This is a genomic window from Spirosoma liriopis, assembly GCF_023196085.1.
GTDB classification, from domain to species: domain Bacteria; phylum Bacteroidota; class Bacteroidia; order Cytophagales; family Spirosomataceae; genus Spirosoma; species Spirosoma oryzicola.
In genome coordinates this window covers 1874057-1881594 of record NZ_JALPRF010000002.1, presented here as the reverse complement: position 1 = coordinate 1881594, position 7538 = coordinate 1874057, and the positions used below count along the sequence as shown (strand labels likewise).

The window sequence follows — 7538 nt, the reverse complement described above, 5'->3', positions numbered from 1 at the left end:
ACGCACCCGTTTGCCACTGACCTTGCGGCCCGTTCGACTTGCATGTATTAGGCCTGCCGCTAGCGTTCATCCTGAGCCAGGATCAAACTCTCCATCGTAAATAATTGCGTGACTAGTCGTTAGTCACTGTCTTGTTCAACCGACGATCGAAATCGTATGGTCGAGTTGTCGTTGTGCTGACCGTTTGTCAAAGAACTGATCGCCTGGCCCGTTGGCCGAAGCGGGGTGAGTAAACGTGTGAACTGTTGTTCGTTTGTTTCTCAATGTTTGGGAGTGCAAAGGTACTGCTTTGTTTCCCGTTTGTCAAGTGAAAGTGAAAATATTTTTTACTTTATTTTCGGTGGCTTTCGCTTGTAACACGCTGACGCTCAAAATCTTACTTTCGGTTGTCGTTGTGTTCCCGTGTAATTGGGAGTGCAAAGGTACGAGACTTATTTTTGTTTGTCAAGTAAAACTGAAAATATTTTTTTGTGTTGATTTTCAGTGCTTTGCGTGTAACAGCTTGAAAGACAAGGACTTGCGTTTTGTATTTCGAACTGTTTCCCTCATTTGGGACTGCAAAGGTAGGGGTCTTTTTGCCCCGTGTCAAGACCCCTACCAAAAATAGTTTGGTGGATTACCCTTCATCAGTAGGTAACCCACTTCTTATCAGCCGCTTAGGCTTCTAAAAAAGTTTAAACTTTTTTTAGAAGATGGTTTTTCTTTCCCTTTGACACCAGTACGTAGCGATCCTGAAGCCATTCTAGCTCAACCGGAGCAGCAGGATCGGACACTTTTGTTTTATTTATACTGACTGCATTTTGGGTGATGGCCCGACGGGCTTCGCCTTTCGATGCATATACTTCGCCTTTACTACCAATAGACAATATATCCGTAATGTCTTTACTATTCGCTAAGTCGTCCGCTGTAATCTCGGTTTGAGGTACACCTTCGAATATAATGTCGAACTCGTCCGCCTGAATAGAACGTAACGTGTCGAGTGTTGCTTTGCCGAACAGCACTTCAGAAGCTTTTACCGCCAGATCGTATCCAGCCTGCGAATGAACCCGTGTCGTTACCTCTTTAGCGATCGCCTTCTGTAGTATGCGCAGGTGAGGGGCTTCGGCGTGTTGTCGTTCTAACTCTTCGATCTCCTCCTGTGACAAAAGCGTAAAAACCCGAATCAGGCGCGGGCAGTCTGAGTCGGCTGTGCTGAGCCAGAACTGGTAAAATTGGTAAGGTGATGTTAGCGCCGGATCTAGCCAGATATTTCCACCCGCCGACTTACCAAACTTGGTTCCGTCGGATTTTGTAATTAACGGCGTTGTTAGAGCAAACGCCTGGTATTCTTCCCTGCCTTCTTTGCGCCGGATCAGTTCAGTCCCCGTTGTGATATTACCCCACTGGTCAGACCCTCCCATTTGTAGGCGAACCCCTTTGTTCTTGTATAACCAATAGAAGTCGTATCCCTGCAAAAGCTGGTACGAGAATTCCATAAATGACAGGCCCGTTTCCAGTCGCTTTTTTACGGAATCTTTTGCTACCATATAATTGACTGTTATATGCTGCCCTGCTTCGCGCAAGAAATTCAGGAAGGTGATTCCTTTGAACCAGTCATAATTATTGACCATCTCGGCAGCATTTTCGCCTGAATCAAAACTCAGGAAACGCGTCAGCTGCGCCCGAATACCTTCCTGATTGTGCCGCAAGGTTTCTTCCGATAAGTAATCTCGCTCCGTGGAACGTCCCGATGGATCACCAATCATGCCCGTAGCGCCCCCTACCAGTGCGAAGGGTTTATGACCGGCGCGCTGTAAATGTACCAGCAACATGATGGTTGCCAAATTACCGATGTGAAGCGATGCAGCGGTCGGATCAAAACCAATGTATCCCGCTATCATTTCTTTTTGCAGCTGTTCTTCGGTACCGGGTGTCATGTCGTGCAACATGCCCCGCCAACGGAGTTCTTCTATAAAATTCATACGTAGACTGATGAAATAGCAAATGGGTAAATGAGTGCGCGATCTATTCGTACCGGCACTCCCGAAAGGTCGCAAAGTTAGTAGTTTACGGCAGAAGCAGCGACGAGTCACCGTAACTCAAAAAACGATAATCGTTTCCGAGCGCTTCTTCGTAGACGCGTTTCCAATCCTCGCCGATCAAGGCCGCAATCAGTAAAATCAGCGTAGAGCCAGGTTGATGGAAATTCGTAATAATTCCTTTGCAGAGTTTAAACCGATAACCGGGCGTTATATAAATGCCCGTGTGCGCTACAATCGACTCTTGCTCTGTATCGACTAAATAGCGCAGAACGGCCTGAATAGCTTGCTCAGCCGGCGGTTGTTCGTCAAGGGCCAATTGGTAAGCGTAGTGCTGATCAAGTCGAAATGGGTCCGGGTCATTGCGCAGTAGCCTTACGCCCATCCAATACAAACTTTCCAGCGCTCGCATTGACGTTGTTCCTACGGCAATAATCGTATCGAGATGATTTAGCAAATTGCGTAGGTTAGCTCCCGTATAAACGACTTGTTCGGTATGCATGTGATGCTCCCGGACGTTCTCCGTTTTAATAGGCTGAAAAGTTCCGGCTCCAACGTGCAGCGTCAGGTAATCATGTTCGAAGCCACGCTGAGCCAGCTCGTTGAATACAGCAGGCGTAAAATGCAAACCGGCGGTAGGTGCAGCTACGGCTCCCTCCTGCTTTGAATAGACGGTTTGGTACGTTTCCCGGTCGGCGACAGTCGCGTCGCGTTTGAGATAGGGCGGCAAGGGGATTTCGCCCGCGTATTGAATGATCTGCGCAAAGGAGTTTTCTGCCGGTTGCCATTGCAGTCGAACCGCCGATTGTTCGTAATCGTACCAGCTTGCGGTAAGTAATACATCGCCCGTTGGTGTCGAAAGCGTTGTTTCGAGCGTTTCCGTGGGCTTCCAACGTTTTCGATTGCCAATCATTCCCTGCCAGACCGCTTCGCCCGTTGCTTCCATAGCTACACTGATTGGTTGCAGCCCCGCATCCTGCTCTTTGGCAAACGGATTCAGCAGGAAAAGCTCGATAACAGCTCCCGTCGTTTTCGTAAAGTGTAGCCGCGCCGGAATGACTTTCGTATTATTAAAGACTAAAAAGCTGTTTTTGGGAAGCCAACTGGGCAAATTACCAAAATGCTCATGATGGATCTGTCCTCCGCGATAGACGAGTAACTTCGACGCGTCACGCTGAGGCAGCGGGAAACGGGCAATGCGTTCGTCGGGCAAGTCGTATTGAAATTGCCTCAGCGATAATTCGTTTGTCTCAGTCATCGGCGCTAGGTTTCATAAATAACCGAGCAGGCAACGCTACCAGCACAATAATCAGAATAGCCGTGATGAGCGGTAATAACCAAGCGTAATCAATGGCTTGCATACTCCGATCGGAACGGTTGAGCAGTGACAAAACGATCAACCCTAATGCAGCAACCGTGTTGATAGCTGCCATTAAAGCAGTAAACCAATTGGTAAAAACTTCGTTTAGTTGGGAACGATGTGAAGACCAGACCGCCAGATTTGGAATCGGAAGGTTGGCGGTAGGAACGCGAAGAAATAAGCGCGACACAAGTTTGATCAGCGTATTGTTGATCAGAAAAATAGCGACAGCGACGTAAAAAATAACTTCACGATCGATGGTCTGGATGGGTTGACCAAGTTCATTGAAGCGAACGGCAACATCACCTGGATACGAGATATAACTATTGAATAGTGCGAACAAAAAACCGAGAACGGACAAAATACGCCACGTTCGAACGAAAAAAGTACCTGTTTTCATTGAATTGACCGGATCGCCGGTGCGATGAACAAGCGAGAATGCGTACTACCAAAACGGCAACCGTTACTCTCAACTCAATCTAACAATTTAGTTTTAATGCTGACTACTAAAATCAGGGTACAAAGGTACGGCCCGAATGGTGTAATTCCGTTAGCTTAGCCGTTTGATACCCATTTTGGTTTAGAAATAGTATGAAGATTTATACAAGAGCAGGCGATACAGGCCAGACCGCTCTAATTGGGGGGCGTCGAGTCAGCAAAGCCGACTTGCGCATCGATGCATACGGTACCGTCGATGAATTAAACGCCTGGATCGGTTTAGTACGCGATCAGCCAATAAATTCGCAACGAAAAGAGTTTTTGAAAGAAATTCAGGACCGGTTGTTTACCATTGGCGCTGAACTCGCTACGGATCCGGAGAAAGCGCCCAAACGCCCGGTTCCGTCTATCGTAGCAAACGACGTTTTCTTATTGGAACAGGCGATGGATACGATGGATATTGATCTACCGGAACTTCGATCGTTCGTTTTGCCCGGTGGTCACGAGTCCGTATCCTTTTGCCACCTGGCTCGTACCGTTTGCCGCCGGGCCGAACGAATGGTGATTAGGCTAAACGAAGAGTTTCTGATAGATAATTTGGTAATACAATACCTAAACCGCTTGTCTGATTACCTGTTTGTGCTTTGCCGCAAAATGTCTTATGAACTGGATGTAGAAGAGGTCAGCTGGAAGCCTAGAACGTAGCCATCGAGCCCTACTTGGCACACGAAAAAATGTAGATCCTAACCACAAAAAAAAAGTTGTTTTGACAACTAAATTTACTCAATCTAATTATTTAGCTTTGCCTCAGGTGGGTAATAAACACCTGACTCGTTAACTAATAGCCTGATTATGACGACGGACGTCTTGCAAATTGAATTGCGGAAAGCGGAGCGCTCCCGGATTCAGGAGGTAGATTTTAACCATCTGCCTTTCGGAAAACATTTCTCGGATCACATGTTCGTGGCCGACTTTATTGACGGTCAGTGGCAAAATCAAATGATCGTGCCGTTTGACAACTTTACGCTAAGTCCGGCTCTATCGTCACTTCATTACGGTCAGTCTATTTTTGAAGGCATGAAAGCATTCAAAAGTGAATCGGGTGAGGTAATGATGTTCCGTCCTTACAAGAACTTTGAACGCATGAACGAGTCGGCCAAGCGGATGTGCATGGCCACCCTGCCCGAAGAGGTTTTTATGGGCGGTCTGGAAGCGCTGCTGCGCGTGGACGCCGACTGGGTTCCAACCGCCCCTGACAGTTCGCTGTACATCCGGCCTTATATGTTTGCGACCGATACATATCTGGGTGTGGCTCCGTCAAAAACGTACCGTTTCTGCATTTTTACCTGCCCGGTTGGCGCTTATTATTCAAACCCACCAAAGCTAAAAGTTGAAACGGAGTACATCCGCTCGGCTCCAGGTGGCGTGGGCTACGCAAAATGCGCAGGAAACTATGCCGGTTCGATGTATCCAACGTTGCTGGCTCAACAACAAGGTTACGATCAGTTGATCTGGACGGACGCGCGCGAGCACAAATACATCGAGGAATCAGGCACGATGAACATCATGTTCATGATCGACGGAAAACTGGTGACTCCCGCAACCTCGGATTCCATTTTGCAAGGTGTTACCCGCGATTCGATTCTACAGATTGCCCGCAGTTGGGGGATCACGGTTGAAGAGCGGCTTGTATCCATCGAAGAAGTAATTAGCGGGATCGAATCCGGGCGGTTAACCGAAGCGTTCGGTGCTGGAACAGCGGTTGGTTCGTCGCCTTACTCACTGATCGGCTACAATGGCAAAGACCATATGCTGCCCGAATTTGCGCCCGAAGAATCATTCGCCGTTCGCGTTAGAAATTACCTGGCCGATCTACGCACCGGCAAGGTTGACGATACATTTGGCTGGATGCATACCGTCTAGCACCAAAGCCTTTTAAACGCTAAGAACCCCAACCAACTGGCCGGGGCTCTTAGCGTTTATTGCCTATTTACTTCGTCGAAGCGGTAATCGCGCCTTCACCCTGCGCAATCCTGATTTTTAAACCAAAGTCTTTACCTTTCGACACGTCTTTCAGCGTAATCGTTTCGCCTTTAGGCCCTGTCCAGACCGATGATCCATTGACAGCTTTAGCCGTACCATACCGAGCGGTAAAATAAGGTTCGAGTTCTTTCTTGTACCCATCAACCGACTGCTGGTTATTTAAAAACAAATCAACGTTGATCGCCGATACGTTCTGATTTTTCTGGTAATACAGCATATCAGCCGATTCCAGATTTTTGAATTCGACTGTGTAACCGATGTGGTTCTCATCACTTTCAAAGGGTTCTCCTTTTTCGGTGCTTTTTACGTTGCTGAACGCATCGCCAAGGTTGATACCCCGCCAGTGGCTATCTGAAGTAAGACCAAGATCGGCCAGTCGGCCCGTAACTGATACATCAGCCGCTGGTTCAGCCGTTGAAGCAGTAGCGGTAGTCGAATTAGTGCCTTGTTCATCGGTTGTTTTTCGGGCGTTGCAAGCTTGGAAACACAAGCCCACTACAAGGGCAGCTACAATAAGGAAATATCTATTCATGCTTGAGCGATTAATCGGACAAAGTTAGTCGATTAGTAAAGCGGTCAGTACTGTCGAGCTAGTACCGTTTGCTCTATAAATAGCCATCAATAGAATTTTTAAATCTTTATTTTAAACTTTTCTAAGCTTAAAACCCGATTAATGAACGTAAACATATAGATTAGGTTGCTAATAGAGTTATTGTATTGATCACAAACAGTTTTCGTTATGCCATTTTCTTTGTTTGGTGCCGATAAAATTTCTTTGGAAAGCATTAATAGTGTCGAGAAAAGTATTCCCAACATTATCTTATGGGCAGTGCCGGTAATGCTATTTTTCACAGTCATAGAAATGGTCGTTGCTTATTATCAGGAGCACGATTTTTACGATAAAAAAGAAACAATCGGTTCTGTTTTGGTCGGCCTCGGTAATCTGGTAGTATCCGCTGCGATTAAGCTAGCCCTGCTGTACTTGTGCGTCTGGATCTACAATGCACTACCCTGGCGTATGGAGTTTCAGTGGTGGACGCTGATTCCCTGTTATATCATCTACGATTTCTTTAGCTACTGGGCGCACCGGGTTTCGCACGAGCAACGCTTCTGGTGGGCAACACACGTAGTTCACCACTCCGGCGAGCATTATAACCTGACTGTTTCGTACCGGCTTAGCTGGATTCAACACATAAAGATTATTTTCTTTCTGCCCGTAGCGTTCATGGGCTTCCACCCGATTATTTTCTTTGTTACCAATCAGATTGCGGTTTTATTCCAGTTCTGGGTTCACACCGAATACATTCGTCGAATGCCATCCTGGGTTGAGTACATTTTTGCAACGCCTTCTAATCACCGGGTTCATCATGGCTCGCAGGAACAGTACATCGATAAAAACTACGGTGCGACCTTTATTTTCTGGGACCGAATATTCGGCACTTTCGAACCAGAAGTAGAGCCTGTTATTTACGGTATCACTACCAACATTCCCAACAAAGCGAATCCTTTGTTTATCAACTTCCACGAAGTAGCGGATATGATCAACGATGTCAAACAGGCACGTGGATTCCGCAAGAAGATGTTCTACATGTTCGGTAGTCCAGTAGCCATTGCGGAAGAGAAAAAGCGTCTTGAAGTAAAGGAAACCGCTGAGGAACAAGTAACGGTCTAACCGTTTA

General features: G+C 47.0%; 7 protein-coding genes and 1 rRNA gene. 3 read left to right on the top strand and 5 right to left on the bottom strand.

Annotated features, from left to right (window positions below; genetic code table 11):
* The 4 genes from M0L20_RS16745 to M0L20_RS16730 form a co-directional block, all read right to left on the bottom strand.
* Positions 1-98, bottom strand: a 16S ribosomal RNA gene (locus M0L20_RS16745); the annotation flags it as partial.
* A 576-nt stretch (positions 99-674) separates the two neighbouring features.
* The gene (tyrS, locus tag M0L20_RS16740; protein ID WP_248478059.1) at positions 675-1961 is read right to left on the bottom strand and encodes a tyrosine--tRNA ligase; all 1287 of its coding nucleotides are present in this window, start codon (positions 1959-1961) and stop codon (positions 675-677) included.
* A gap of 85 nt (positions 1962-2046) precedes the next feature.
* Positions 2047-3276, bottom strand: a complete 1230-nt coding sequence (locus M0L20_RS16735; RefSeq protein WP_248478058.1) for an S-adenosylmethionine:tRNA ribosyltransferase-isomerase — start codon at positions 3274-3276, stop codon at positions 2047-2049.
* Positions 3269-3778, bottom strand: coding sequence for a hypothetical protein (locus M0L20_RS16730; RefSeq protein ID WP_248478057.1), 510 nt, complete (start codon positions 3776-3778; stop codon positions 3269-3271). The genes M0L20_RS16735 and M0L20_RS16730 overlap by 8 nt, the downstream gene beginning before the upstream one ends.
* Before the next feature lie 191 nt (positions 3779-3969).
* Here M0L20_RS16730 and M0L20_RS16725 point away from each other — a divergent pair, with 191 nt between their 5' ends.
* Complete coding sequence (locus tag M0L20_RS16725) at positions 3970-4521, top strand: cob(I)yrinic acid a,c-diamide adenosyltransferase (RefSeq protein WP_232562054.1); 552 nt, start codon at positions 3970-3972, stop codon at positions 4519-4521.
* A 147-nt stretch (positions 4522-4668) separates the two neighbouring features.
* A complete protein-coding gene (locus tag M0L20_RS16720) occupies positions 4669-5739 on the top strand; it encodes a branched-chain amino acid aminotransferase (RefSeq protein WP_232562053.1) in 1071 nt (356 codons plus the stop codon).
* Positions 5740-5806: 67 nt separating this feature from the next.
* Here M0L20_RS16720 and M0L20_RS16715 read toward each other — a convergent pair whose 3' ends face one another.
* On the bottom strand, positions 5807-6391 hold the full coding sequence (locus tag M0L20_RS16715; protein ID WP_248478056.1) for a hypothetical protein: 585 nt from the start codon (positions 6389-6391) through the stop codon (positions 5807-5809).
* 207 nt (positions 6392-6598) lie between these two features.
* Here M0L20_RS16715 and M0L20_RS16710 point away from each other — a divergent pair, with 207 nt between their 5' ends.
* A complete protein-coding gene (locus M0L20_RS16710) occupies positions 6599-7531 on the top strand; it encodes a sterol desaturase family protein (protein ID WP_248478055.1) in 933 nt (310 codons plus the stop codon).
* Positions 7532-7538 lie beyond the last annotated feature (7 nt).

Coding starts and splice junctions, on each gene's coding strand:
- tyrS (WP_248478059.1), bottom strand. CDS start 1,961: ATGAATTTTATAGAAGAACTCCGTTGGCGGGGCATGTTGCACGACATG.
- M0L20_RS16735 (WP_248478058.1), bottom strand. CDS start 3,276: ATGACTGAGACAAACGAATTATCGCTGAGGCAATTTCAATACGACTTG.
- M0L20_RS16730 (WP_248478057.1), bottom strand. CDS start 3,778: ATGAAAACAGGTACTTTTTTCGTTCGAACGTGGCGTATTTTGTCCGTT.
- M0L20_RS16725 (WP_232562054.1), top strand. CDS start 3,970: ATGAAGATTTATACAAGAGCAGGCGATACAGGCCAGACCGCTCTAATT.
- M0L20_RS16720 (WP_232562053.1), top strand. CDS start 4,669: ATGACGACGGACGTCTTGCAAATTGAATTGCGGAAAGCGGAGCGCTCC.
- M0L20_RS16715 (WP_248478056.1), bottom strand. CDS start 6,391: ATGAATAGATATTTCCTTATTGTAGCTGCCCTTGTAGTGGGCTTGTGT.
- M0L20_RS16710 (WP_248478055.1), top strand. CDS start 6,599: ATGCCATTTTCTTTGTTTGGTGCCGATAAAATTTCTTTGGAAAGCATT.